Here is a 25,898-nt window from a genome sequence, read left to right on the forward strand (position 1 = left end):
CTGCGCTCTTTTCCCGGGGGCGGCGCTTAACGCGCCTTGCCCGGGCTACGGGTTTACAGCTCGTCTGCAGGTCCGGTAGCCCGGACAGGCGCATCGCGCCGCCTCCGGGTTTATTATTCACAGCAGTTCAATAATATCGCTGTCTTTCGGCGTGCTGCCGCTGAGGGCTTCATCGAAATAATGCTTCGGTACGGTAAAGCGCAGATGATCGAGGGCAAACTGCATACTGCGATCGTCAATCGCGTGCCCCAGATCTTCAACAATATCCAGCGTCACGTCACCGCCGGCCTGCTGCAGCGCCTCCTGCCCCGCTACCGCCCACGCCAGATCGATCACCCGATCTTCACCGCCGTGGATCAGGTGAACAGTGGTCGCGGTCGTCGCGGTCTCCGGCAGCGTCGCATAGCGGCCGTTAAAGGCGATCACCCGCGATGCCAGACCCGGCTCGGCTTTAATGCTCTCCAGCGACATAATCGCCCCCTGTGAGAAGCCGATCAGCGCCGTCGCCTGCGGGCTGACGCCGCTCTGCTGTTGCCAGTAGCGCACCGTTTCAATAAAGGTCGGCATGATGGCATCCACCCGCTGCTGGCGATTTTCTTCGCTAACGCCCTGCACGGAAAACCACTGGCGTCCCGGAGGCGGACCGCACGGCTCAGCGCCGCCGATACTGACAATCAGCGCATCGGGAAACAGCGGCGCAAACCAGCTACCGATTTGCCCCATGGCCACCGGGTTATCGCCGACGCCATGAAACAGCAGCAGCAGTTGCTGTGCAGGTGTCGCGGGGCTCTGAACAATAAAATGATCGTGTTTCATGGCTGTCTCCTTAATGTCTGCAAGGAAGTTTACGCCGCAGGCGAAATATGACCATGCCATTTAACTGAAGGAGTTAGTTAAAAAAATTGCAGCATTTTAACCTGCCGGCGCAGGTCGTTGGCGCGGTTTTCATCCAGGCTGAGCAGCGCCTGCGCCGCCTCTTCGCGCAGCCTGGCCAGGAGCGCTTTCCGTCCGGATAAGCCTAACGTCCGGCAAAGCGCGGCCTCATCCTGCTGCTGCAGGCGGGCCCGCAGCGCCGGAAGCGGCAGCTCCACCAATATAAGCAGGCGATTGAGGCTACCCGCCGAGGTCAGTAGCGGACGATGGGCAAAAGCAAAACCCGCCACCTCCAGCCAGTCTTCTTCAGTAAGAATAGTCGCTTTCAGCGCCGCCAGCGGCACAGGTTCATCTCGCCACTCGCGCAGCCAGAATTCGTCGCGCTGCAGCCGTTGGGCTTCTTCGCTTGCCAGGCGATGGCCCGCTTCGCTGAGAGGATAGAGCGCCATCGCGGTGTAACAGCCGCTGCTGGCTTCCCGATGCGTGCCCAGCCGCACCAGCGTAAAACCGCAGTGTTGCCAGAAGCGCCACAGCTCAGGCGTGTAGCCAAAACTCACCGAGAGATAATCCCGGTCCGCAGCCTGCGACGCCGCCCGGGCCACCAGCCGCTGCCCCAGCCCTTCGCGCTGGCAAGCCGGATGCACGGCAATACGGCTGATGCGCAGCCCCACCAACGTAGCCGCCAGTGGGCTACCGCCGTGCGCCGCCAGCGACTGCGCCACCAGATTGCCGCGCGGACGGCGATAGCCGGCCCACACCGCCTGGCTAAGCGGCGGCTCAAGACCGCCCTCCTCCACCAGCCATAGCGCTCCGGCGATGCGCTCCCCGCCGCGGGCGCAGGTAAAATGCTGCCCCGGCGCATCCATCATGCGCCGGAGGTCCAGCGGCGAGGTGCGATAGTGGGCCCCGGAGAGCAGTTGATACATCGCTTCCGGTAACGCAGGCTGTCGCCGCCAGCTCTCCTGGTTGACGCTTTCCAGCGCGATATCGCCGCCTGGCGCGTGCTGAAAGGTCTCGTCGTTGAACAGCAGCAGCCGCGCAATCGCTGCCTCCAGCGGGCAGCCGCTTGCCCAACGGATGGGCGTCGTCAGGCTAAACTGCCGTAAGTGCGCAAAACTGGCGCAAAACTTAAGCAAAAAGCCGCGTCCCGTCCCCTCGTACCCCTGAACGGTAGTGGTCAACAGCGTCCTCGGGAAGCGGGAGACAAGCTGGCGCAGCAGCGGCCCGGGGATGGCCGCGGCCTCATCGACAATCAGCCATCCAGCGGTGCAGCCGGAAGCCAGCAATGCGTCGGGGGCCATAAAGCGGAAAGCCTCCCCGGCGAATGTCGCCATCACCTCCGCTGCTCCCCGCGCCGGTGCCGTGACGATGGCATCTCCCCCCAGATGGCGAATAAGCATTCCCGCGAGCGCGGACTTGCCTCGCCCGCGCTCGGCGGTTAGCGCCGCAATACCGGGAGGGAACCGGGCCAGTTCGGCAAGCACGACAGCCTGCTCCGCCTGCGGATGTCCGTCGGCGGGATGCCATGGCGGGCGCACGGGTAACGCGGGCACCGCAAGTTCATTGCCCTGCCGCCAGAGAATGGACGCGTTATCCGCACTAATCTGTTGGCAAAAACGATAAACAAAATTCGGCGTAGGGATGGGGTCGGGAGCGTCGCTCCAGCGCAGAGAATCCGCATCAGGACGGGCCGGCCATTGCGCAAAGTCGGGAGTGAGCAATACCAGCCAGCTTCCGGCGCGCAGCGTACCGGCTAATGCGGCAAAGGCCGCCACATCAAAACCCTCGCGGGCATCGAAAAAGGCGTGCTGGAATTCGCGGCCCAGCAGCGATTTCAGGGCAGCAGACGAGACGTACGGCTCGGGCATCGGACGCGGGCCGACCCACAGCCCGTCGCCCGCCAGCGCGGTACGTACTCTTTGCGCCTGACGCAGGGTCCAGGCATCGTCGCCGCTGAGAACCAGCAGACGACGAACGCCTTCGCGCGCCATCTGCGCCGTCAGGTGACGCAGTTCATCCATGACAACAGAGCATTACAGCGCGTTGCCGAAGGTGTTGCACTGCGCCGGGTCGCCGCTATCGAAACCGCGTTTAAACCAGGTATAGCGCTGCTGCGACGTTCCGTGGGTAAAGCTGTCCGGCACGACGCGCCCCTGGCTCTGCTGCTGCAGGCGATCGTCGCCAATCGCCTCTGCGGCATTCAGCGCTTCCTGCAGATCGCCGGTCTCCATGTAGTCTTGCTTCTGCATGTTGTAGCCCCAGACGCCGGCAAAGCAGTCCGCCTGTAGCTCCATTTTTACCGACAGACGGTTCGCTTCCGCCTGCGAAGCGTTTTGCTGCAGCTGGCGCACTTTCGATTCAATACCCAACAGCTTTTGTACGTGATGGCCAACCTCGTGGGCGATAACGTAACCCTGCGCGAAATCGCCGCCGGCGCCAAGCTTGTTTCTCATCTCATCGTAGAATGACAGGTCGATATACACCGTGCTGTCCGCAGGGCAGTAAAAAGGCCCCATGACCGATTGACCGGTGCCGCAGGCGGTCCGCGTCGCGCCGCGGTACATCACCAGTTTGGGCTGCGGATACTGACGACCCATATCTTTAAAAATAGCGCCCCAGGTATCTTCCGTGTCCGCCAGAATCACCTTCGTGAATTTCGCGGCCTCTTCATCCTGCGGGCTAATGGAGCGTTGGGTGGTTTGCTGTTGAGATACCGGCTCGCCGGTCAGCATGCCGGTTAAATCCACGCCGTAATAGCCCGCCACCAGAACAATAATCAGCAGTACAATGCCGCCTTTACCGCTGGGGAGACGAAAACCGCCTCCGCCGCCCATCGGTGAACCAGATTGACCACGACGATCTTCCACATTGTCGCTCTCGCGACGTCCTTGCCAGCGCATAAGCACCTCAATTCATCATATTAACCAATGAATAAGATCGTAGGCGGTTCAGCGGAGGATTACCACAGGAAACAGCAAGAAGAGCGCCAGAAGAAGAAAACTTCTTCTGGCGTCGGGGGATTAGTCGAGCTTCACGCCCAGGCGATGAGCGACTTCTTCGTAGGCTTCAATCAGGCCGCCAAGGCTCTGGCGGAAGCGGTCTTTGTCCATTTTATCCATGGTTTTTTTATCCCACAGACGGCTGCCGTCCGGAGAGAATTCATCCCCCAGCACCACTTCGCCTTTGAACAGACCAAACTCCAGCTTGAAGTCCACCAGGATCAGGCCCGCATCGTCAAACAGCTTTTTCAGCACATCGTTAGCTTTGTAGGTCAGCTCCTGCATACGCGCCAGGTTCTCTTTGCTCACCCAGCCAAAGGTTTCACAGTAGGATTCGTTGACCATCGGATCGTGCATGGCGTCGTTCTTCAGGAACAGGTCGAACAGCGGCGGGTTGAGCTCGATGCCCTCTTCAATCCCTAAGCGTTTCACCAGCGAACCGGCAGCGCGGTTGCGCACCACGCACTCCACCGGCACCATATCCAGCTTTTTAACCAGACACTCGGTATCGGACAACAGCGCTTCCATCTGGGTCGGGATACCCGCTTCCGCCAGCTTGCTCATAATGAAATGGTTGAACTTGTTGTTCACCATGCCTTTACGATCGAACTGCTCAATGCGAGCGCCGTCCCCTGCTGACGTATCGTTACGGAATTCGAGTATCAACAGATCCGGGTTTTCGGTGCTGTATACCGTCTTCGCTTTACCACGATACAACTCAGCTTGCTTTTGCATCTTTGTCACTCCAGTGATGATTAACGATAAAAATTTGTGCTTTTCTGCTGACGCACACGTTTGCGTCACTATACATTAAAAAGGGCCGGATTGCTCCAGCCCTGTTAATTACTTACTTAATGCGGCCTGGAATACGGCAACCAGGGCATCATTTTGCGACTGCGTCAGCGTATGGCCTTTCGGGTCGATGAACTGCAGACTGCTGCGGTTATCGAGGTCCCCGACCTGCAGTTTATAATCGCCGGAAACCAGCTGCGGGTCGCGGGCGCCCAGATCGGTCCAGCCGCTGTCGGAAAGCGGTTTGTAGGTGACGGAGAAGCTGCCCTGAGAACGAGAGCTATCGGTGACCTTCATGCCCACTTTTTCCAGCGCGCCCGGCAGGCGTTGCCACACCAGGTTAAACGGCGCGCGAACGATCAGCATCGGCAGGCCGGTATCATCAGCGCCGCTCTGCACGTCGAAGGTCGCCCCGGCGTTTTTCTGCGCGGCGTTCTGCGCGCTGGTGGCGTTCAGATCCAGACCTTCGGAGATGACGTTCAGCATGGCGGTACTGTAGCGCTGCAGCGAAGCCGGATCGGCAACAGGTTTACCCGCCTGCTCCAGATTCACCAGCTTCACGATCACCGCCTGCTGATAGCCCTGCTGCTTAACTGAGATTTGATAGCGACCACGATACTGCTGGTCTTCATCGAGGCGATTCCATTCGACCCAGTCGGTATTCAGCGTCTGGCTGGCATCGTCGCGTTTCGCGATAGTGTAGTTTTTCGACTGCACGATGCTTGCCACCTGCGCCCACAGCGAACCACTGCGTCCGTTTTCCACCATCAGCGTCGCGGTATCACCGTTAAACTGCGTACGCGCGCCGCTGACCAGCGCCAGTGGCTGGGCCGGCGGACGAATGTCCAGGGCTTTGCCAGTGTTACCGGTGCTGGTCGCAACCGGAATATTATAATCACCCACCTGAATCGGCAGGATCATCCCTGCTGGCGCGTGAAGTTCACTAAGCGGCGTAGCCTGCAAATAGGCCTCGTCGCCGCTCACCTGACGCTTGTAGCGCGAGTCAGAACTACAGGCCGCGAGGAGTAGAACCAGCGAAACACCCGCAACCTTCGCCAGGCGCGACTTCTGTACTGAGTAAGCCATCAAATCTCCCTAAACTTTACAGCAAACCGGCATGCTTCAGCGCTGCGGTCACAACCTTAATACCGTTTTCGGTAATCGGGGTCATCGGCAGGCGTAGCGTATCGGTCGCCACAAGACCCAACGCCTTACAGGCCCATTTGACCGGAATAGGGTTGGGTTCGACAAATAATTTGGTATGCAATGGCATCAGACGCTGGTTAATCGCACGAGCTTCGGCAAATTGACCTGCTAGCGCCAGTCGGCACATCTCGGCCATTTCGCGCGCCGCAACGTTTGTCGTTACGGAAATCACGCCATGACCGCCAAGCTGCATAAAGTCCATTCCGGTCGCGTCATCGCCGCTCAGCAGAATAAAGTCATCTGAAACCAGCTCTTTGATCTGATGAACGCGGCTTAAGTTCCCCGTCGCTTCCTTAATACCGATAATATTTTTAATTTCCGCCAGACGACCAACGGTTTCAGGCAGCATATCGCAACCGGTACGGGACGGCACATTATACAGGATTTGCGGCAGGTCAGTATGTTCTGCGATAGCTTTAAAGTGTTGGAACAGCCCTTCCTGGGTCGGACGGTTGTAATACGGCGTTACCGTCAGGCAGCCAACCACGCCGCTATCGTTAAATCGCTTGGTCAGGCTAATCGCCTCTGCGGTTGCATTTGCACCGGTACCGGCAATGACCGGGATACGCCCGTCGGCCAGCTCCAGCGTCTGCATCACCACATCACCATGCTCTTCATGGCTCAATGTTGCGGACTCTCCGGTAGTCCCTACCGAAACGATCGCCGAGGTTCCGCTGGCGACATGATAATCAATCAGTTTTTTCAGGCTTGACCGGCAGACGTTGCCGTTTTCATCCATTGGCGTGACAAGCGCTACAATACTTCCCGTAAACATGGGCCATCCTCAGAGCATAAGTGGGACAAGATTCTCAATGTTACGTTTGGAGTCGTAATAAAAGCAAGAGACCCGATGCCATCAGGGATGTTGTATGCCGGTTTTTTTTATGCTTTCCTAACGTTACCTCACCTTTTTAAAGGAAGAACAGGTTTGACAGCCTCATTACAACACTATCTGGTTATTACCGCGTTGGGTGCTGACCGCCCAGGCATCGTGAATACGATCACTCGTCACGTCAGCAGCTGCGGCTGTAATATTGAAGACAGTCGGCTGGCCATGCTTGGCGATGAGTTTACGTTTATCATGCTGCTTTCCGGCTCGTGGAATGCAATTAACCTGATTGAATCCACTCTGCCGCTGAAAGGCGCCGAGCTGGATCTGCTTATCGTGATGAAGCGTACAACCGCGAGACCGCCTCAGGCGATGCAGAACACCGTCTGGGTTCAGGTTGAGGTGCCGGATTCGCCGCATATCATTGAGCGGTTTACGGCGCTGTGCGATACGTGGAAAATGAACATTGCCGAGCTGGTTTCCCGCACTCAGCCCGGAGCGAACGACGAGTCAGCACAGCTTTTTATTCAAATCACCGCCCACAGCCCGACTACGCAAAATGCATCAAATATCGAACAAGCGTTCAAAGCCCTATGTACAGAACTGAATGCACAAGGCAGTATTAACATTGTTAATTATTCACAGCATGATGAACAGGATGGAGTTTGAGTGATGAACCCACTGAAAGCCGGTGATATTGCACCGAAATTTAGCTTACCGGACCAGGACGGCGAGGAAGTAAATTTGACCGACTTCCAGGGACAGCGTGTTCTGGTTTATTTTTATCCGAAAGCCATGACCCCGGGCTGCACCGTACAGGCGTGCGGTTTACGCGATAATATGGACGACCTGAAAAAAGCAGGCGTTGAAGTACTGGGTATCAGTACGGATAAACCAGAAAAACTCTCCCGTTTCGCCGAAAAAGAGCTGCTGAACTTCACTCTGCTGTCTGATGAAGATCATCAGGTATGCGAGCAGTTTGGTATCTGGGGTGAAAAAACCTTTATGGGGAAAACCTACGACGGTATCCATCGTATTAGCTTCCTCATCGACGCCAACGGCAAAATCGAACATGTGTTTGATGATTTCAAAACCAGCAATCACCACGACGTGGTGCTGAACTGGCTGAAAGAAAACGCCTGACGCTAAGATAAACGCAAGACGCCGGGTCGTTCTCAACCACCCGGCGTCTTTTTTTAGGGCATTCCTTGCGGCTTAGCGCTAATGCTCGTCTTCCACTATCAGGCCATCCGGCCAGGCGTGCACCACCGCTTTGATGAGCGTCGCCAGCGGAATAGCGAAGAACACGCCCCAGAATCCCCACAGACCGCCAAAAATAACCACCGACAGAATAATCACCAGCGGATGCAGGTTAACGGCTTCCGAGAAGAGTACCGGCACCAGCAGGTTGCCATCCAGTGCCTGAATAATCAGGTACACCGCAAACAGGCTCCAGAACTCGGTTCCCGCGCCAAACTGGAACAGCGCCACGCCCACCACCGGAATGGTGACCACAAACGCGCCGATATAGGGGATTAATACCGAGAACCCTACCAGCACCGCCAGCAGCAGCGAATAGTTGAGGCCAAAAAGGATAAAGCCAATCCACGTCGCCACGCCGACGACAATCATCTCCAGCACCTTACCGCGAATATAGTTGGTAATTTGCTGGTTCATCTCTTTCCATACCTGCCCGGCCAGGCCGCGGTTGCGCGGCAGCACCCGGCGTACGGCATTAAGCATCTGCTCTTTATCTTTCAGCAGAAAGAAAACCATCAGCGGCACCAGCACCAGATAGACCGCCAGGGTCAGCAGCCCGACCAGAGAGGCCAGCGAATATTTCACCACCGAGTCGCCGACGGTTAACATCCGGCTGCGCATATTCTCCGCCATCGCATCGATAATGCCGGCATCCATGAGGGCCGGATAACGGCGCGGCACCGTGGCGGCGAAATCGGAAAGTTTATTCAGCATCCCGGGCATATCGCGAATCAGATAAATGCCCTGCTGCCAGGCAACCGGCATCACCACAAACGCCATCAGCAGCAGAATGCCGACAAACAGAATCAGAACGACCGAGGTGGCCCAGGTACGTGAAAACCCGATACGCTCCAGTCTGACGGTGGGCCACTCCAGCAGATAGGCCAGAACAATCGACACTAACAAAGGTGCCAGCAGGCCGCTGAAGAAAAACATAATGCCGAACCCAGCCAGCAAAATGACCAGCAGCGCTATCGCCTCCGGGTCGCTGAACCGACGACGGTACCACTGCATTAACATCTGGAGCATAAAACCCTTCCCTGAAGAGCGGAGCTGTAACAATCTCAGGAATTGTATCGAAATGTCACAAAAAAGACTTCGCTTTTTATGGGTAAAACCACAAACATTACTGGCCGGATGAATATCATATTTGCAACGCCGCGAACGACGGCTAAACTCGCTGGACCTGCTTGCGGTCAGGGAACATTACGCCGCACAATCGGTCAAACTGGCACACCTACATTACAGGACAGAGGTTATGTTCAGGCAGTTGAAGAAAACGCTGGTGGCGACCGTCATAGCGTCGCTGACGCTGGGTTCAATATTACCTGCTTTTGCCGATACCGCAGACACTCTGCCGGACATGGGCACCTCCGCAGGAAGCACGCTCTCCATCGGCCAGGAAATGCAGATGGGAGATTACTACGTGCGCCAGCTGCGCGGCAGCGCGCCGTTGATCAACGATCCGCTGCTGGTGCAGTATATTAACGGTTTAGGCATGCGCCTGGTGTCGCACGCCAATTCCGTTCGCACCCCGTTCCACTTTTATCTGATTAATAACGATCAAATAAACGCCTTTGCTTTCTTCGGCGGTAACGTCGTACTGCACTCGGCCCTGTTCCGCTACTCGGATAATGAAAGCGAGCTGGCGTCGGTAATGGCGCACGAAATTTCTCACGTCACCCAGCGCCATCTCGCCCGCGCGATGGAAGACCAAAAGCGTAACGCTCCGCTGACCTGGGTCGGCGCGCTGGGCTCGATTCTGCTGGCGATGGCCAGCCCGCAGGCCGGGATGGCCGCGCTGACCGGCACCCTGGCGGGCAGCCAGCAGGGGCTGATCAGCTTTACCCGTCAAAACGAAGAAGAGGCCGACCGCATTGGCATTCAGGTCCTTCAGCGCTCCGGGTTCGACCCGCAGGCAATGCCGGCGTTTATGGGTAAGCTGCTCGACGAGTCGCGCTACTCCACCCGGCCGCCGGAAATGCTGCTGACCCACCCCTTACCGGAAAGCCGTCTCGCCGACGCCCGCAACCGTGCGAACCAGATGCGCCCGGTTGTCGTGCAGTCCTCCGCTGACTTCTACCTGGCGAAGGCCAGAACGCTGGGCATGTACACCTCCGGCGACAATAAGCTGGGCAACGACCTGCTGAGCAGCTGGGAAAAAGGCAATATTCGCGAGCAGCACGCCGCCCAGTACGGCCGCGCGCTGCTGGCCATGGGCAATAACAATTACGATCTGGCGCGCAAAACGCTGCAGCCGCTGCTGAGCGCCGAACCGCAGAACGCCTGGTACCTTGACCTGGCGACCGATATCGATCTCGGGCAAAAGAGAGCCACAGACGCGATTAATCGCCTGAAGGGCGCCCGCGAGCTGCGTACTAATCCGGTGCTGCAGCTCAACCTCGCCAACGCCCTGCTGGAAGGCGGGCAGCCGGGGGAAGCGGCGACGATCCTTAACCGCTATACCTTCAATAATAAAGATGACGTCAATGGTTGGGATTTGCTGGCGCAAGCGGAAGCTAAACTGGGAAATCGCGATCAGGAGCTGGCAGCCCGAGCGGAAGGCATGGCGCTGGTTGGCCGACTCGATCAGGCCATTACCCTGCTCAGCAGCGCCAGCTCACAGGTAAAATTAGGCAGCCTGCAGCAGGCCCGCTACGATGCGCGTATCGATCAGCTGCGTCAGCTGCAGGAACGCTTCAAACCGTACCAGAAAATGTAAGGAGACCTCATGTCCGATACGGTCAAAATCTATCACAACCCGCGCTGCTCCAAGAGTCGCGACACGCTGAGCCTGCTGAAGGCTAACGGCATCGACCCCGAAGTGGTGCTCTATCTGGAGACGCCGCCGGATGCCGCCACGCTGCGCCAGCTGCTGAAGATGCTGGGGATGGCCAGCGCGCGCGACTTAATGCGCCAGAAAGAAGATCTCTATAAATCCCTCGATCTCGCTAACCCGCAGCTGAGCGAAGATGCGCTGATCCAGGCGATGGTTGATAATCCAAAGCTGATTGAACGGCCTATCGTCGTTAGCCACGGCGAGGCCCGTATCGGTCGCCCACCGGAGCAGGTTCTGGAAATCGTTAACTAAGTTGTTGATCCTCAGGCCGCGGCCCGCTAAAGCTTGAGGATCTCTTTCACGAAAGGAATGGTCAGCTTGCGCTGGGCGGTAATGGAAGCGCGATCGAGCTGATCGAGCGTCATAAACAGCGAACGCATTTCGCGATCCAGCCGCTTAAGCAGGAACCGACAGACGTCTTCCGGCATTTCGAAACCGCGCAGTCTGGCGCGAAGCTGAAGCGCCTGGAGTTTGTCTTCATCCGACAGCGGCTGCAGCTTGTAGATTTGCCCCCAGTCAAGACGCGAAGCCAGATCCGGCAGGCCAAGCTTGAGCTGGCGCGGCGGTCGGTCGCCGGTAATCAACAGCCGGGTTTTACCGGACTCGAGAATGCGGTTGTAGAGGTCGAAAATCGCCATTTCCCACAGTTCATCGCCCGCTACGCACTCAATATTATCGATACAAACCAGCGACAGGTGCTCCATCCCGTCCAGCACTTCAGGAACAAACCACGTCCGTTTATCCAGAGGTACGTAGCCCACCGCATCGCCGCGCTGAGAGAGCTCCGCGCAGGCCGCGTGCAGGAGATGGCTGCGCCCCGCCCCTTCGCGTGACCAGATGTAGATGTATCCGCTATGTTCCTGCCGCAGCACGTTCTGAAGGGCGGCAAGAAGAGAAGGGTTATCGCCCGGCCAGAAACTCGCGAAAGTTTCATCATCGGGAAGATACAGTGGCAAAGAGAGCTGTGCCGGTGCGTTCAGATGGACCTCAACATAGGCTTGCAGAAAAACGCGGAGAGTTTAGCACAGAAATACGCAAGGAGAGAACCGGGCAGGATCGCCGCCCGGTATAAGGATCAATGTTTTGCTTCTTCGCTATCCGCAGCGTCGAGAACCACCTCTTCCGGACGCAGCACGCTAATCAGTTTGAAGATCAGGCTCAGCCCGACGCCAACGATGGTCGCCAGCGCCATGCCTTTCAGCTCGGCGGCGCCGATATGCACTTTTGCCCCGCTGACGCCGATGATCAGGATAACGGAGGTCAGAATCAGGTTCTGCGCCTTGTTGTAATCGACTTTAGATTCGATCAGCACGCGAATACCCGAAGCGCCGATAACCCCGTACAGCAGCAGCGAGACGCCGCCCATTACCGGCAGCGGGATAATCTGGATCGCCGCCGCCAGCTTGCCGACGCAGGAGAGCAGAATCGCGATGATCGCCGCGCCGCCGATAACCCAAGTGCTGTAGACGCGGGTGATCGCCATCACGCCAATGTTCTCGCCGTAGGTGGTGTTTGGCGTGGAGCCAAAGAAGCCGGAGATCACCGTAGACAGGCCGTTGGCAAACATTGAACGATGCAGGCCCGGATCGCGGATCAGATCTTTTTTGACGATATTGGCCGTGACTACCAGATGTCCAACGTGCTCGGCGATCACCACCAGCGCGGCGGGGAGAATGGTGAAAATCGCAAACCATTCAAAGCGCGGGGTATAGAAGGTCGGCAGCGCGAACCAGTGGGCCTCGGCGATGGGCGTGGTATCGACGACGCCCATCACGAAGGAGAGCGCGTAGCCGACCAGGACGCCGATTAAAATCGGGATAATCGCCAGGAAACCGCGGAACAGCACCGAACCGAAAACCGTCACCGCCAGCGTCACCATCGAAATAATAATGGTTTTGCTGTCCGGCGATTGCCCGTCAGCGGGCAGCAGACCGGCCATATTCGCCGCCACACCCGCCAGCTCCAGGCCGATAACCGCGACAATCGCGCCCATCGCCGCCGGTGGGAACATCACGTCCAGCCAGCCGGTTCCGGCTTTTTTGACAATAAAGGAGACGATGCAAAACAGCACGCCGCACATGATAAAGCCGCCGAGAGCGACTTCGTAGCCCAGCGGCAGCAGAAGCAGCACCGGGGAGATAAACGCAAAGCTCGATCCGAGATAAGCCGGAATTTTGCCTTTGCAGATGAAAAGATATAACAGCGTTCCGATGCCGTTAAACAGCAGTACCGTGGCCGGGTTGATATGGAACAGAACGGGCACCAGTACCGTTGCGCCAAACATGGCGAACAGATGTTGCAAACTAAGCGGGATTGTCTGTAAAAGCGGCGGTCTTTCACTCACCCCGATAGCACGGCGCGTCATGGCATTTTCCTCTGAGAGTCGTTTGTTGATTGCTGTTGGTGTGTTTTATTCAAAAAAAAGCCGACTCTCAAAGTCGGCTTTTTCTACTTCATCATTTATTTCGTACCAAAAATCTTATCGCCGGCGTCGCCGAGCCCCGGAATAATGTATCCGTGCTCGTTCAGGCCCTGGTCGATGGACGCGGTGTACAGCTCAACGTCCGGATGCGCTTTCTCCAGCGCGGCGATGCCTTCCGGCGCCGCCACCAGAACCAGCACCTTAATGCTGGAGCAGCCCGCTTTTTTCAGCAGGTCGATGGTGGCGATCATGGAGCCGCCGGTCGCCAGCATCGGGTCAACCACCAGCGCCATGCGTTCGTCGATGTTGGATACCAGCTTCTGGAAGTAAGGCACCGGCTCAAGGGTCTCTTCGTTACGATAGATGCCCACCACGCTGATACGCGCGCTCGGCACGTGCTCAAGCACGCCTTCCATCATCCCCAGACCCGCGCGCAGAATCGGCACTACGGTAATTTTCTTGCCTTTGATCTGCTCAATTTCTACCGGGCCGTTCCAGCCTTCGATGGTGACTTTTTCGGTCGCCAGATCGGAAGTAGCTTCATAAGTCAGTAAGCTGCCAACTTCTGAGGCGAGTTCACGGAAGCGTTTGGTGCTGATGTCGTGCTCACGCATCAGGCCCAGCTTGTGTTTGACGAGTGGGTGTTTCACTTCCACGATCTTCATTCTCTTTCTCCTCTGAGGGGCAGCCACAAAAAAAATCGCCGGATTATACCGCCTTTTTCCTTTTACGCCATAGCCGATATGTTTGACCGGGATCAACCAAAATGCTTTACGCTGCCTGAGCCAGTATAAGACAAAATAAAAAAACCCCGCGAAGGCGGGGCTGAATGGGGCTTTACGGCCGTTTATAGCTTTTCGCCGTTGCTGCCGATAACCTGCTGATACCAGGCAAAAGATTTCTTACGGCTACGCGCCAGCGTGCCGTTGCCCTCATTATCTTTATCCACGTAGATAAAGCCGTAGCGTTTTTTCATCTCACCGGTTCCCGCGGAAACCAGGTCGATACAGCCCCACGGGGTATAGCCCATCAGGTCGACGCCATCCTCAACAACCGCTTTTTTCATTTCGGCGATATGGGCGGAAAGGTAGTCAATACGATACTGGTCATCCACCGAGCCGTCCGCTTCGCGCACGTCGATGGCGCCAAAGCCGTTCTCCACAATAAACAGCGGCAGCTGGTAATGATCCCAGAACCAGTTCAGGGAGTAGCGCAGCCCGACCGGATCAATCTGCCAGCCCCAGTCTGACTTCTGCACGTACGGGTTGGAAACCAGGCTCTTGCTTTCATCGTAATCCAGCTGCGGATTATCATCCGTTGCTTTCGTGGCGAACGACATATAGTAGCTAAAGCCGATATAGTCGACGCAGCCCTGAGTCAGCGCCACGCGGTCTTCTTCGGTGATGTCCAGCGCAAAACCGCGACGCTCGAAGTAGTTCAGCAGGTGCTGCGGATAGCGGCCGCGCACGTGAACGTCGGTAAACCAGTAGCGGCGATGCATGGCGTTCATCGCCATCATCATATCGTTGGGCGCGCAGCTCAGCGGGTAAATCGGACACATGGCTATCATGCAGCCAATCTGCAATGACGGGTTAATTTCGCGGGCGGCTTTAACCGCCAGCGCGCTGGCGACCAGCTCATAGTGCGCCGCCTGAAACATGACCGGCTCGCGGTCCTCCCCCGGCAGATATTTCAGTCCGGAGTTGGTGAACGGCGCAAAATCTTCGTGGAAGTTGGCCTGGTTATTGATCTCATTGAAGGTCATCCAGTACTTCACTTTGTGCTGGTAGCGGGTAAATACCACCCGGGCAAAGCGGACGAAGAAATCAATCAGTTTACGGTTACGCCAGCCGCCGTACTCCGTCACCAGATGGTACGGCATTTCGAAGTGGGAGAGCGTAATCACCGGCTCAATACCGTGCTTCAGGCACTCATCGAACAGGTCGTCGTAAAACTGCAGCCCGGCCTCGTTAGGTTCTTGCTCATCGCCCAGCGGAAAGATGCGCGTCCAGGCAATAGAGGTGCGGAAGCATTTGAAGCCCATTTCGGCAAACAGCCGAATGTCGTCTTTATAGCGATGATAAAAATCGATCGCTTCGTGGTTGGGGTAGTTTTTCCCCGGCAGCACGCCATCGGTGATTTCGCGCGGTACGCCGTGCGCGCCTGCGGTCATCACGTCGGCGACGCTCACCCCTTTACCGCCCTCTTTCCAGCCGCCTTCCAGCTGATGCGCCGCCACCGCGCCGCCCCACAGAAAACCTTCTTTAAATCCGGACATGTTCTCTCCCTATGCGCAGTCGCCGCTCTGCGACCGGTATTGCTGATTGAAATGGTAAACCGCGCCTACCAGCCCGGCATCGTTGCCGTGGCTGACGGTGTCGATATATTCCGCAATGCCAAACCAGGCCAGATGTTCGCGCAGCAGCGCCAGAAAGCCCGGTCGTTCCACAATCCCGCCGCCGATCAAAATCGTTTGCGGGTCGAATAAGTTGACGAGGTTGTAAAGCCCGGTACCCAGGCCGTTAAAGAATTCAGCGACCAGACGTCGACAGGTGGCGTCGCCCGCATCGTAGCGGTCAAAAATCTCTTCGCCAGTGACGTCATCCAGCGCCTTGCCGATATGTTCAGCGTAGCGATGGCGCAACACGCGCAGCGTGCAATTTTCGTTCATCGAATAGCGCCGCACATCGCGGGTGCCCGGACGCGCGGTTTGCATATAGCCAAACTCGCCGGCGCGGAAGCGCGCGCCGTGGACCAGTTGGTTATTACAGAAAATCGCCCCGCCGATGCCGGTGCCGATGGTCAGGACCAGAAAGTTGCTCATGTCGGCGGCTTTACCCCGCCAGCGCTCGGCCAGCAGCACGCAGTTGGCATCATTCTCAATGGCCACGGGCAGGCGAACCTGCTGCTCAAGCCAGCGTTTGATGGCGAAGTTATCGAATTTACGGATGGCGCCGCCCATTTCGATAAAGCCGGTGTGCGGGTTAACGTAGCCGGGCGCGCTGATTGCCACCCCTTCACACGCCGGGTGAGCGGCGATCCACGCCAGCATCGCCTGCAGGATCTGGTCGCCGTCGCTGTCGACGATGTTCTGCTTTCCTTTCTCCAGCAGCGTGCCTTCGCGCGTCATTACCCCCATTTTTAGCGCCGTGCCACCGATATCAAATGCGGCAATGTTCATCCTCAGCTTTCCTCCAGAATCCATCACATTCGCGGTTTATCTCTCCAGAAATCAGGAAAGAAACCGGTTTCACTGGCATGATGATTATTCCCGACAACGCTGGCAAGCAGAAGAATGTACCCGGTTTCATTTTCGTGAACAGTATCAAATTTGCGCACTTAACGGCCGTTTTATATCGGCTGCAAAGCAGGCTCGCAAACGTTTGCTATCCCTGTTAGAATTGCGCCGTTTTTTATTGCTACCGCAAACGCGTGGAGACTTCGCAGTGACCGATAAAACCTCTCTCAGCTATAAAGATGCCGGCGTGGATATTGATGCAGGCAACGCTCTCGTCGACCGTATTAAGGGCGTGGTGAAGAAAACCCGCCGCCCGGAAGTGATGGGTGGACTGGGCGGATTCGGCGCGCTGTGCGCGCTGCCGCAGAAGTATCGCGAACCGGTTCTGGTCTCCGGCACCGACGGCGTCGGCACCAAGCTGCGTCTGGCGATGGACCTCAAGCGTCACGACACTATCGGTATCGACCTGGTCGCTATGTGCGTAAACGACCTCGTGGTTCAGGGCGCAGAGCCGCTGTTCTTCCTTGATTACTACGCGACCGGCAAACTGGATGTCGATACTGCGTCGAGCGTAATCAGCGGCATTGCCGAAGGTTGTCTGCAGTCAGGCTGCGCGCTGGTGGGCGGCGAGACGGCGGAAATGCCGGGCATGTACCACGGCGAAGATTATGACGTGGCCGGTTTCTGCGTTGGGGTGGTAGAAAAATCAGAAATTATCGATGGCAGCAAAGTGGCCGATGGCGACGTGCTGGTGGCGCTGGCTTCCAGCGGCCCGCACTCTAACGGCTACTCTCTGGTGCGCAAAATTATCGAAGTCAGCGGCGTTGACCCGCAAACCACCGATCTCAACGGTAAGCCGCTGGCCGACCATCTGCTGGCGCCGACCCGCATTTATGTGAAATCCGTACTCGACCTGATCGCCAACGTTGACGTGCACGCCATCGCCCACCTGACCGGCGGCGGCTTCTGGGAAAACATCCCGCGCGTGCTGCCGGACAACACCCAGGCGGTCATTGATGAATCCTCCTGGCAGTGGCCGGACGTGTTCAACTGGCTGCAAACCGCGGGTAACGTTAGCAGCCACGAAATGTATCGCACCTTTAACTGCGGCGTCGGCATGGTCATCGCGCTGCCGGCGGAAGCGGCGGATAAAGCCATTGCCTTCCTGAACGACAAAGGTGAAAGCGCGTGGAAAATAGGGTATATCAAAGCCTCTGATTCCGAACAGCGTGTGGTCATTGAATGAAAAACATCGTGGTGCTGATTTCCGGTAACGGTAGCAACCTGCAGGCGATTATTGACGCCTGCGCCCGGAAAAAAATCAACGGCACCCTGCGTGCAGTCTTCAGCAACAAGGCCGACGCGTTCGGCCTTGAGCGCGCGCGCGCGGCCAATATTCCGGCTCACGCGCTCGCCGCCAGCCAGTTTGCCAACCGGGAAGCTTTCGACCGAGAGCTGATGCACGAGATCGATGCTTACGCGCCGGATCTGGTGGTTCTCGCCGGCTACATGCGTATTCTTAGCCCGGCTTTTGTCGCCCACTACCAGGGGCGCATGCTGAATATCCACCCTTCCCTGCTGCCAAAATATCCGGGGCTGCACACCCATCGTCAGGCGCTGGAAAATGGCGATGAGGAGCACGGGACGTCGGTGCATTTTGTGACCGATGAGCTGGACGGAGGTCCGGTGGTTCTGCAGGCAAAGGTACCGGTTTTCGCTGAAGATACCGAGGACGACATTACCGCCCGCGTACAGGCGCAGGAACACGATATCTATCCCCTGGCTATCAGCTGGTTTGTCGACGGCCGCCTGCGCGCGGAAGGAAACGAAGCCTGGCTTGATGAAATAAAACTACCGCCGCAAGGCTACGCCGCCGAAGAGTAATCCATCGCCCTGCGTTTTATCCACGCGGGGCTTTTTTTTGATTAAAATCGTTTAACAATCAATCATATTGAAGAAATAGTTCTTCTTACTGTCATATAGTTGTGACAGAGTGAATCGCTATGCGGAAAATTTCGTCATAATAGTCTATGTCCTGTGAGTAAAACGGAGTGTGAGCTGTAATGGGCCAGGAAAAGCTATACATCGAAAAAGAACTCAGCTGGTTATCCTTTAACGAGCGCGTACTTCAGGAAGCGGCGGACAAAAGCAACCCGCTGATCGAGCGCATGCGCTTTTTAGGGATTTACTCCAATAACCTCGATGAATTTTATAAAGTGCGCTTTGCCGAGCTGAAGCGCCGCATCATCATCAGCGAAGAACAAGGCAGTACCGCACACTCTCGCCATCTGCTGGGCAAAATTCAGGCCCGCGTGCTCAAGGCCGATCAGGAGTTTGACGGCTTATACAACGAGCTGCTGCTGGAAATGGCGCGTAACCAGATTTTCCTGATCAACGAACGCCAGCTCTCCGTCAACCAGCAGTCCTGGCTGCGTAACTACTTCAAGCTGTATCTTCGTCAGCACATCACGCCAATACTGATTAACCGCGAAACGGATCTGGTGCAGTTCCTGAAGGATGATTACACCTACCTGGCCGTCGAGATTATTCGCGGGGATACCATCAATTACGCGCTGCTTGAAATTCCGTCAGACAAGGTGCCGCGTTTTGTGAACCTGCCGCCGGAAGCGCCTCGCCGCCGCAAGCCGATGATTCTGTTAGATAATATCCTGCGCTACTGCCTGGATGATATCTTCAAGGGCTTTTTTGATTACGACGCGCTGAACGCCTACTCGATGAAAATGACCCGTGACGCCGAATACGATCTGGTGCACGAGATGGAATCGAGCCTGATGGAGCTGATGTCCTCCAGCCTGAAACAGCGCCTGACCGCCGAGCCGGTGCGCTTCGTTTATCAGCGCGATATGCCCGACGCGATGGTCGAAATGCTGCGCGATAAGCTCTCCATCTCCAACTACGATTCAATGCTGCCGGGCGGTCGTTACCACAACTTTAAAGACTTTATCGGCTTCCCGAACGTCGGCAAAGCCAATCTGGTCAACAAACCGATGCCGCGTCTGCGTCATCTGTGGTTTGATAAATTCCGCAACGGCTTTGACGCAATCCGCGAACGCGACGTGCTGCTTTACTACCCGTACCATACGTTTGAACACGTCCTTGAGCTGCTGCGCCAGGCCTCTTTCGACCCAAGCGTGCTGGCTATCAAAATCAACATCTACCGCGTCGCGAAAGATTCACGGATTATCGACTCGATGATTCACGCCGCCCACAACGGTAAGAAAGTGACGGTGGTCGTGGAGCTGCAGGCGCGTTTCGATGAAGAAGCCAATATTCATTGGGCTAAACGCCTGACCGAAGCTGGCGTGCACGTTATCTTCTCCGCGCCGGGCCTCAAGATCCACGCCAAGCTGTTCCTGGTTTCGCGCAAAGAGGGCGATGAAGTCGTGCGCTATGCGCATATCGGTACCGGCAACTTCAACGAAAAAACCGCGCGTCTTTACACCGACTACTCGCTGCTGACCGCCGATGCGCGCATCACCAATGAAGTCCGCCGGGTATTTAACTTTATCGAAAACCCCTACCGCCCGGTCAGCTTCGATTATCTGCTGGTGTCGCCGCAAAACTCGCGTCGCCTGCTTTATGAGATGATCGATCGTGAAATCGCCAACGCGCAAAATGGTCAGCCATCGGGCATCATGCTGAAGCTGAACAACCTGGTCGATAAGGGGCTGGTAGACCGTCTCTACGCCGCTTCCAGCTCCGGCGTGCCGGTTAATTTGCTTATTCGCGGTATGTGCTCGCTGATCCCCGGTCTGGAAGGAATCAGCGAAAATATTCGCGTGACCAGCATTGTTGACCGTTTCCTTGAGCATGACCGCGTTTATTGCTTTGAAAACGGCGGCGATAAGCAGGTTTGGCTATCGTCCGCGGACTGGATGACGCGCAATATTGACTATCGTATCGAAGTGGCCGCGCCGCTGCTGGATCCGCGCCTGAAACAGCGGGTGCTGGATATTTTCGATCTCCTCTTCAACGATACGGTGAAAGCACGCTATCTTGATAAAGAACTGAGTAATCGCTACGTGCCGCGCGGCAATCGCCGCAAAGTGCGCGCACAGATGGCGATATACGACTACCTCAAATCACTTGAACAGCCCGATTAACCTATGCCAATAAACGAAAATGCCCCTCGGCCGCAGGAGTTCGCTGCGGTCGACCTCGGTTCGAACAGTTTTCATATGGTGATCGCCCGTGTCGTTGACGGGGCAATGCAGATCATCGGTCGTCTGAAGCAGCGCGTACATCTGGCCGACGGCCTGGATGAAAACTCTGTACTGAGCGAAGAGGCTATTGCGCGCGGGCTGAACTGCCTGTCGCTGTTCGCCGAGCGCCTGCAGGGTTTTGACCCATCAAGCGTCTGTATCGTCGGCACGCACACGCTGCGCCAGGCGACAAACGCCGCAGAGTTCCTCAAGCGCGCGGAGCAGGTCATCCCCTACCCGATCGAAATCATTCCCGGCAACGAAGAAGCGCGTCTGATTTTTATGGGCGTGGAGCACACGCAGCCGGAGCGAGGCCGTAAGCTGGTCATCGATATCGGCGGCGGCTCTACCGAGCTGGTTATCGGCGAGGATTTCGAGCCTCGTCTGGTGGAAAGCCGCCGTATGGGCTGCGTGAGCTTCTCTCAGGCCTACTTTGCTGGCGGCGTCATCAACAAAGAGAATTTCCAGCGCGCGCGTCTTTCCGCCGTGCAGAAGCTGGAAACTCTGGCCTGGCAGTTCCGCATCCAGGGGTGGAACGTCGCTCTGGGCGCATCGGGCACCATTAAAGCCGCTCACGAAGTGCTGGTGGCCATGGGCGAGAAAGACGGCTTCATCACTCCCGAGCGCCTCGAGATGCTGGTCGAAGAGCTGCTGAAGTATAAAAACTTCGACTCGCTAAGCCTGCCCGGGCTGTCTGAAGATCGGAAAGCCGTTTTTGCGCCCGGTCTGGCTATCCTGTGCGGGGTGTTTGACGCGCTGGCGATTAAAGAGCTGCGCTTGTCCGACGGCGCGCTGCGCGAAGGCGTACTGTACGAGATGGAAGGACGTTTCCGTCACCAGGATATCCGTAGCCGCACCGCGCAGAGCCTGGCGAACCAGTACAATATCGATCGCGAGCAGGCGCGTCGGGTGCTGGAGACCACCACGCATATTTATGAGCAATGGCAGGAGCAGAATCCCAAGCTCGCGAACCCCCATCTGGCGGCGCTGCTGAAATGGGCGACCATGCTGCATGAAGTCGGCTTGAATATTAACCACAGCGGCATGCACCGTCATTCGGCTTATATCCTGCAAAACAGCGATCTGCCGGGCTTTAATCAGGAACAGCAGATGCTGATGGCCACCTTAGTTCGCTATCACCGTAAAGCGATTAAGCTGGATGATTTACCGCGTTTCACGCTGTTTAAGAAGAAGCAGTTTCTGCCGTTAATTCAGCTGCTGCGCCTTGGCGTGCTGCTGAATAACCAGCGTCAGGCAACGACAACGCCGCCGAGCCTTACGCTGAAAACCGAGGCAAACCACTGGACGCTGACCTTCCCGCACGACTGGTTTAGCCAGAATGCGCTGGTGCTGCTCGACCTGGAAAAAGAGCAGGAATACTGGGAAGGGGTACCTGACTGGTGGCTGAAAATCAGCGAAGAAGAGAAGCCTGACGCGGCAAGCTAGTTTCGCGCATATGGGCCGGACGTCCGGCCCATTCGCTTATCAATCCTCAACCAGCGCCTCAAGCGGGGCCGGTTTGCCGATATCATAGCCCTGCATATAATCAATCCCCAGCGAAACCACAGCCTGCCGAATCTCGGGCGTTTCGACATATTCGGCCACCACCTGCATATTTTTCATCCTCGCCAGAAGGCAAATAGAGGCAACGGCCTGATAGTCCAGACTGCTGGTCACCAGATTACGAATAAAACTACCGTCGATTTTCAGCAGATCCGCATTCATCGTTTTCAGCCGCGCGTAGCTGGCATAGCCGGTGCCAAAGTCATCAATCGCTACCCGACAGCCCAGGTCCTGAAGCTGCGCCAGGGTTTTCCGCGCCTGCTCGGGATTGGTCAGTGAATGGTTCTCCGTCAGCTCAAAAATAATCTGCCAGGGTTCAATGTCATAATGCTCCAGCAGCGTTTTTACCTGCTGATGAAAATAACTGTTACTCACTGAAAACGGCGAGATATTTATCGCCAGGCGCATTCCAGGAAGCTTTTTGCGCCGCTTGTCCATAAAGATCAGCGTATGTTCGAGGACCCAGCTATCGATACGCGCCGACAGTCCAAACTCGTGCGCCACCGGTAAAAAGACATCCGGCATGATGATTTCATCGTTGTCGTTCAGCATTCTCAGCAGAACTTCATGATAGCTATCCCCCCGGATGCCGACGATCGGTTGTGCCATCAGAACGAAGCGATCGTGCTCCAGCGCCTTCACCAGCTGATTCATTATCATGACTTTGTCTTTCAGCTCCTGCTGCGTATTAATGGCGCCGCGACGCTGTAAATTTTCAGGACTTCCGGTCGCCAGGGAAAGGTCAGCCGCGCCGCTGAGTTCTCCAAGCAGTAAATGCAGATGCATCACCGGAGAGCGAACGTTGCAATAGCTGAATCCCACGGGCGGCTGCAGCGGCATACCGTTCCAGACAAAGCGAAACTTTTTGAGATGGTCAAACAGCAGGGGGACTCGCTGCTGATGGTCTTCACTGTGCAGATGGATAACCAGCTCGTGCCCGGCCATCTGATAGATATCCTCCCCGGGCTGCAATAGATCGCCAAGCGACTCGGCCAGCAGCTGCTTGTACTGAATGCGCAACAGAACGCCGTAATGGCGGCCCAATATTTCCAGCTCGGGAATGCGTAAGAAGCACAGTACTGACCAGGAGGATTTATTTAACGCCCGGCTCAGCGCGCGGATATTGGGCAAGCGTACAACCGGATCAATGAAGGCCATCCGCCGCATACGCGCATAAAAAATTCTCTGCTGCGTCGCCAGCATCGCCATATAGGCGATAATAAATGAAAACACCAGATAGCTTGAGGAGATAATAGCCAGCTGATTACTGTAAATCGGTGAATGCGGGAGATATTGATAATGAAAGTGGATAATAACAATTAATATAGGGGACCAGACCAATGAAATGAAGCGATAGCCAAAACGCATCGCCCCCCACAGCATCACCGGCATAAGCAAGGACAAGGTATAATTTGTACTAAAAATAGTGCTCGTACTACTTAGCGGCATTAATAGCAAAACTAATAAAATTAACAGCACTACCGCCCATAAAATAAACTCAAAGTACTTTATTTTCGGATCGATCTGCAGGCGAATCTGAGAAACAAAACCCCGAATATAGAGCGGGTTGCGGATAATTCGAATCAGAAAGTAGCATAGCGGCACGCCGGTCAGGCATCCGGCCATCAGGGCCTGAAAGGTGATAAGCGAACGCAAACTTAAGGGATTGACTCCGATCAACCCGGTCGCGCGAGGATGGATCCCCAAATACTCGGCGAGCTGGGAAAGGATAAGAAAGATCAGCGATGGCAGCAACATTTGCCAGAACAATCGCTGAGGCATCAGTCGCACATTGCCATGCGAGATTTGCTGTCTTCGCGGGACAAAAACGCGATACCCGCCCCAGCAAAGGACGGTCGGAATAAGAAAATGGAAAATCACGCCGATGGAATCTTCCAGCGCCATGCCGCGCGTAATGGAAAGCAGCAAACCGACAACGATCCCCGGTAAAGCAGCCCAGCCGAAAAACAGCATCAGGCTCAGCACTAACGCCAGAGGTAAATAGTAAAGATAAACTTCATTACCATTCAGTACAGCAACGGTGTTCGCCCATCTTGCCAGGGGGAGTAAAAGGATGGGTAAGATGAGCGGCAGCGACCACCATTTATCCCGATATCGTCTGTAAAGTTTAATAATGTTCATAGATGCTCTACGGATAACCCTAAATCCTGCAGGGTATATTCAGGCAGGCATCCAACCAACCGTCATAATCGCGCAAGGAATAACAACGCGGAACTGGCTGGTGATTTTAGTTGTCGGTGAGAATAGACGATTGATATAAATCAAAAAATCACGTCGCTAATATTAATAATGTCTTTTTTTTAACATCAATTTGCGATAAGCAGAAAGCATGTAAATACGAGGATTATCTTATATAACATTAATTAATGTTTTACCCCTGGGATTTTTACATCCTCATCAATTGACCCTTCCGCGTTACTGTGCCTTAATACGCACATCGCCCATCCTTTGGGTATACTTTAAGGAACCTTTTGTGAGTCAGGCACCCAGTATGCGTAAACGACATCGATTTAACCGTCGCATGACCCGTATCGTACTGCTTATCAGCTTTATCTTCTTCTTTGGACGCTTTGTCTACTCCTCCATCGGTGCCTGGTACCATCATCAGGACAAAAAGCAATCGCAGCAATCCACTATCACCGTTGAACCTTCAGATCCGCTAAAAACGCCGGTACAAAAATAAGCGCGGTACGTTGTTCAGCAACCGGCCTGAGAGAGCAAACGCAGCACTTCAGCGATGCCTTTGCTGATGATTTTATCCTGCCGCATGACGATGCCTAACTGCCGATACAGGCGCGGAGTCAACGATTGCACGTTCAGGCCGACGCGATCCTGCGGATCCTCTACCGCCATACGCGGCACGATGCTGTATCCCAGCCCCGCTCGCACCATGCGCTTAATCGCCTCAATGCTGCCTAACTGCATGACTGGCACGACCATCAGTCCATTATGGCGAAACCAGCCGTCAATCAGATCCCGGGTTCCGCTCCCCGCTTCAAAAGCAATTAGCGGCAATGATTGCAGAACCTCTGGCGTCAGCGGCGAGGGCAGGTCGTCATGAGCATCGCTAAAAATACCGACAAACTCTTCATCTAAAACTGGCGTCACCGCCAGGCTGCGTCCGTTCGCCGGAAGCGTACAAAGGCCCAGATCAAGCCGGTTCTCCTCGATAGCCCGAACCACTTCCAGGGTATTGCCAACCGTGACCCTCACCGTCAGCAGAGGGTGATCCTGATGCAGCTTCTGCAGCAGCGGCGGTAACAGGTGGATACAGGCGGTCGCCCCGGTACCCAACGTTATCGAGCCGCTGATTTCTCGATTGAATTCGCTAACCGATTGCACTGCCGCGCCCACCGCCAGTTCAATCCGCTCGCTGTGCGCCAGCAGGGCGATGCCGGCCGCCGTCGCTTTGATGCCTCGTCCTGTTCGCTCAAGCAGTCTGGTTTGGAGAAATTGTTCCAGCTGACGTACCTGCAGACTTACCGCAGGCTGCGACAGCCCCAGCAGGTCAGCTGCGGCGGAAAAGCTTCCGCGCTGTACCACCAGGCGGAACGTCGCCAGATTTCCCAGATTGAGCGTCATCATCACAAAGTTTCTCTTATAAGGGTCATAAATGGACCGGCCTGCCTCCAC

23 protein-coding genes are annotated in these 25,898 nt (G+C 56.0%); 9 read left to right on the forward strand and 14 right to left on the reverse strand.

Annotation, left to right across the window (positions count from 1 at the left end; translation table 11 throughout):
• Nucleotides 1–117 precede the first annotated feature (117 nt).
• The 6 genes from ypfH to dapA all read right to left on the reverse strand — a co-directional run bounded on the left by ypfH (nucleotide 118) and on the right by dapA (nucleotide 6,645).
• Entirely contained in the window at nucleotides 118–816 is a 699-nt protein-coding gene (gene ypfH / locus ABLV30_RS07025; protein WP_004853078.1) for an esterase, read from the reverse strand.
• A gap of 77 nt (nucleotides 817–893) precedes the next feature.
• Nucleotides 894–2,894 carry a GNAT family N-acetyltransferase gene (locus tag ABLV30_RS07030; protein ID WP_064404380.1) on the reverse strand — a complete coding sequence of 667 codons (2,001 nt, stop codon included), beginning with the start codon at nucleotides 2,892–2,894 and terminating at the stop codon, nucleotides 894–896.
• A gap of 12 nt (nucleotides 2,895–2,906) precedes the next feature.
• Nucleotides 2,907–3,773: a neutral zinc metallopeptidase gene (locus ABLV30_RS07035; protein ID WP_014839185.1), complete on the reverse strand. Its 867-nt coding sequence runs from the start codon at nucleotides 3,771–3,773 to the stop codon at nucleotides 2,907–2,909.
• Between the two features lie 120 nt (nucleotides 3,774–3,893).
• On the reverse strand, nucleotides 3,894–4,607 hold the full coding sequence (purC, locus tag ABLV30_RS07040; RefSeq protein WP_004104417.1) for a phosphoribosylaminoimidazolesuccinocarboxamide synthase: 714 nt from the start codon (nucleotides 4,605–4,607) through the stop codon (nucleotides 3,894–3,896).
• A gap of 108 nt (nucleotides 4,608–4,715) precedes the next feature.
• Nucleotides 4,716–5,750, reverse strand: a complete 1,035-nt coding sequence (bamC, locus tag ABLV30_RS07045; protein ID WP_004853085.1) for an outer membrane protein assembly factor BamC — start codon at nucleotides 5,748–5,750, stop codon at nucleotides 4,716–4,718.
• Nucleotides 5,751–5,766: 16 nt separating this feature from the next.
• Nucleotides 5,767–6,645: a 4-hydroxy-tetrahydrodipicolinate synthase gene (gene dapA, locus ABLV30_RS07050; protein ID WP_004853086.1), complete on the reverse strand. Its 879-nt coding sequence runs from the start codon at nucleotides 6,643–6,645 to the stop codon at nucleotides 5,767–5,769.
• Between the two features lie 153 nt (nucleotides 6,646–6,798).
• Here dapA and ABLV30_RS07055 point away from each other — a divergent pair, with 153 nt between their 5' ends.
• Nucleotides 6,799–7,368: a glycine cleavage system transcriptional repressor gene (locus tag ABLV30_RS07055; protein ID WP_004123480.1), complete on the forward strand. Its 570-nt coding sequence runs from the start codon at nucleotides 6,799–6,801 to the stop codon at nucleotides 7,366–7,368.
• A gap of 3 nt (nucleotides 7,369–7,371) precedes the next feature.
• Nucleotides 7,372–7,842 (forward strand): thioredoxin-dependent thiol peroxidase, encoded by a 471-nt coding sequence (bcp, locus tag ABLV30_RS07060; RefSeq protein WP_004104423.1) that lies wholly within the window; start codon nucleotides 7,372–7,374, stop codon nucleotides 7,840–7,842.
• A 78-nt stretch (nucleotides 7,843–7,920) separates the two neighbouring features.
• Here bcp and ABLV30_RS07065 read toward each other — a convergent pair whose 3' ends face one another.
• Entirely contained in the window at nucleotides 7,921–8,988 is a 1,068-nt protein-coding gene (locus ABLV30_RS07065; protein ID WP_004123481.1) for an AI-2E family transporter, read from the reverse strand.
• A gap of 229 nt (nucleotides 8,989–9,217) precedes the next feature.
• Here ABLV30_RS07065 and bepA point away from each other — a divergent pair, with 229 nt between their 5' ends.
• Nucleotides 9,218–10,681 (forward strand): beta-barrel assembly-enhancing protease, encoded by a 1,464-nt coding sequence (bepA, locus tag ABLV30_RS07070; protein WP_004853093.1) that lies wholly within the window; start codon nucleotides 9,218–9,220, stop codon nucleotides 10,679–10,681.
• A 9-nt stretch (nucleotides 10,682–10,690) separates the two neighbouring features.
• Nucleotides 10,691–11,050: an arsenate reductase (glutaredoxin) gene (arsC, locus tag ABLV30_RS07075; protein WP_004853095.1), complete on the forward strand. Its 360-nt coding sequence runs from the start codon at nucleotides 10,691–10,693 to the stop codon at nucleotides 11,048–11,050.
• A gap of 26 nt (nucleotides 11,051–11,076) precedes the next feature.
• On the opposite strand, the gene ABLV30_RS07080 is transcribed toward arsC, so the two are convergent.
• The 5 genes from ABLV30_RS07080 to bglK form a co-directional block, all read right to left on the reverse strand.
• Complete coding sequence (locus ABLV30_RS07080) at nucleotides 11,077–11,778, reverse strand: DnaA inactivator Hda (protein ID WP_211800913.1); 702 nt, start codon at nucleotides 11,776–11,778, stop codon at nucleotides 11,077–11,079.
• 95 nt (nucleotides 11,779–11,873) lie between these two features.
• On the reverse strand, nucleotides 11,874–13,163 hold the full coding sequence (uraA, locus tag ABLV30_RS07085; RefSeq protein WP_004853099.1) for a uracil permease: 1,290 nt from the start codon (nucleotides 13,161–13,163) through the stop codon (nucleotides 11,874–11,876).
• A 95-nt stretch (nucleotides 13,164–13,258) separates the two neighbouring features.
• A complete protein-coding gene (gene upp, locus ABLV30_RS07090; protein WP_004123492.1) occupies nucleotides 13,259–13,885 on the reverse strand; it encodes a uracil phosphoribosyltransferase in 627 nt (208 codons plus the stop codon).
• 182 nt (nucleotides 13,886–14,067) lie between these two features.
• Nucleotides 14,068–15,498 carry a 6-phospho-beta-glucosidase gene (locus ABLV30_RS07095; protein ID WP_014230344.1) on the reverse strand — a complete coding sequence of 477 codons (1,431 nt, stop codon included), beginning with the start codon at nucleotides 15,496–15,498 and terminating at the stop codon, nucleotides 14,068–14,070.
• Nucleotides 15,499–15,507: 9 nt separating this feature from the next.
• Nucleotides 15,508–16,401, reverse strand: coding sequence for a beta-glucoside kinase BglK (gene bglK, locus ABLV30_RS07100; protein ID WP_014230345.1), 894 nt, complete (start codon nucleotides 16,399–16,401; stop codon nucleotides 15,508–15,510).
• 265 nt (nucleotides 16,402–16,666) lie between these two features.
• Between bglK and purM the strand changes: the two genes are divergently transcribed.
• The 4 genes from purM (at nucleotide 16,667) to ppx (ending at nucleotide 22,127) form a co-directional block, all read left to right on the forward strand.
• Nucleotides 16,667–17,704 carry a phosphoribosylformylglycinamidine cyclo-ligase gene (purM, locus tag ABLV30_RS07105; RefSeq protein ID WP_004853107.1) on the forward strand — a complete coding sequence of 346 codons (1,038 nt, stop codon included), beginning with the start codon at nucleotides 16,667–16,669 and terminating at the stop codon, nucleotides 17,702–17,704.
• Nucleotides 17,701–18,342: a phosphoribosylglycinamide formyltransferase gene (gene purN, locus ABLV30_RS07110; RefSeq protein WP_004123497.1), complete on the forward strand. Its 642-nt coding sequence runs from the start codon at nucleotides 17,701–17,703 to the stop codon at nucleotides 18,340–18,342. Before purM ends, purN begins: the two co-directional genes overlap by 4 nt.
• Before the next feature lie 179 nt (nucleotides 18,343–18,521).
• Nucleotides 18,522–20,582 carry a polyphosphate kinase 1 gene (ppk1, locus tag ABLV30_RS07115; protein ID WP_004123499.1) on the forward strand — a complete coding sequence of 687 codons (2,061 nt, stop codon included), beginning with the start codon at nucleotides 18,522–18,524 and terminating at the stop codon, nucleotides 20,580–20,582.
• 3 nt (nucleotides 20,583–20,585) lie between these two features.
• On the forward strand, nucleotides 20,586–22,127 hold the full coding sequence (gene ppx, locus ABLV30_RS07120) for an exopolyphosphatase (protein WP_004853121.1): 1,542 nt from the start codon (nucleotides 20,586–20,588) through the stop codon (nucleotides 22,125–22,127).
• 39 nt (nucleotides 22,128–22,166) lie between these two features.
• Here ppx and ABLV30_RS07125 read toward each other — a convergent pair whose 3' ends face one another.
• Complete coding sequence (locus ABLV30_RS07125; protein ID WP_025106610.1) at nucleotides 22,167–24,386, reverse strand: EAL domain-containing protein; 2,220 nt, start codon at nucleotides 24,384–24,386, stop codon at nucleotides 22,167–22,169.
• A gap of 370 nt (nucleotides 24,387–24,756) precedes the next feature.
• Between ABLV30_RS07125 and ABLV30_RS07130 the strand changes: the two genes are divergently transcribed.
• Nucleotides 24,757–24,948, forward strand: a complete 192-nt coding sequence (locus ABLV30_RS07130) for a YfgG family protein (RefSeq protein WP_009654356.1) — start codon at nucleotides 24,757–24,759, stop codon at nucleotides 24,946–24,948.
• Nucleotides 24,949–24,962: 14 nt separating this feature from the next.
• Here ABLV30_RS07130 and ABLV30_RS07135 read toward each other — a convergent pair whose 3' ends face one another.
• Nucleotides 24,963–25,850 carry a LysR family transcriptional regulator gene (locus tag ABLV30_RS07135; protein WP_265801314.1) on the reverse strand — a complete coding sequence of 296 codons (888 nt, stop codon included), beginning with the start codon at nucleotides 25,848–25,850 and terminating at the stop codon, nucleotides 24,963–24,965.
• Nucleotides 25,851–25,898 lie beyond the last annotated feature (48 nt).

Origin of the sequence: Klebsiella sp. CN_Kp113 (assembly GCF_040064585.1) — a bacterium.
Classification (GTDB): Bacteria; Pseudomonadota; Gammaproteobacteria; order Enterobacterales; family Enterobacteriaceae; genus Klebsiella; species Klebsiella michiganensis.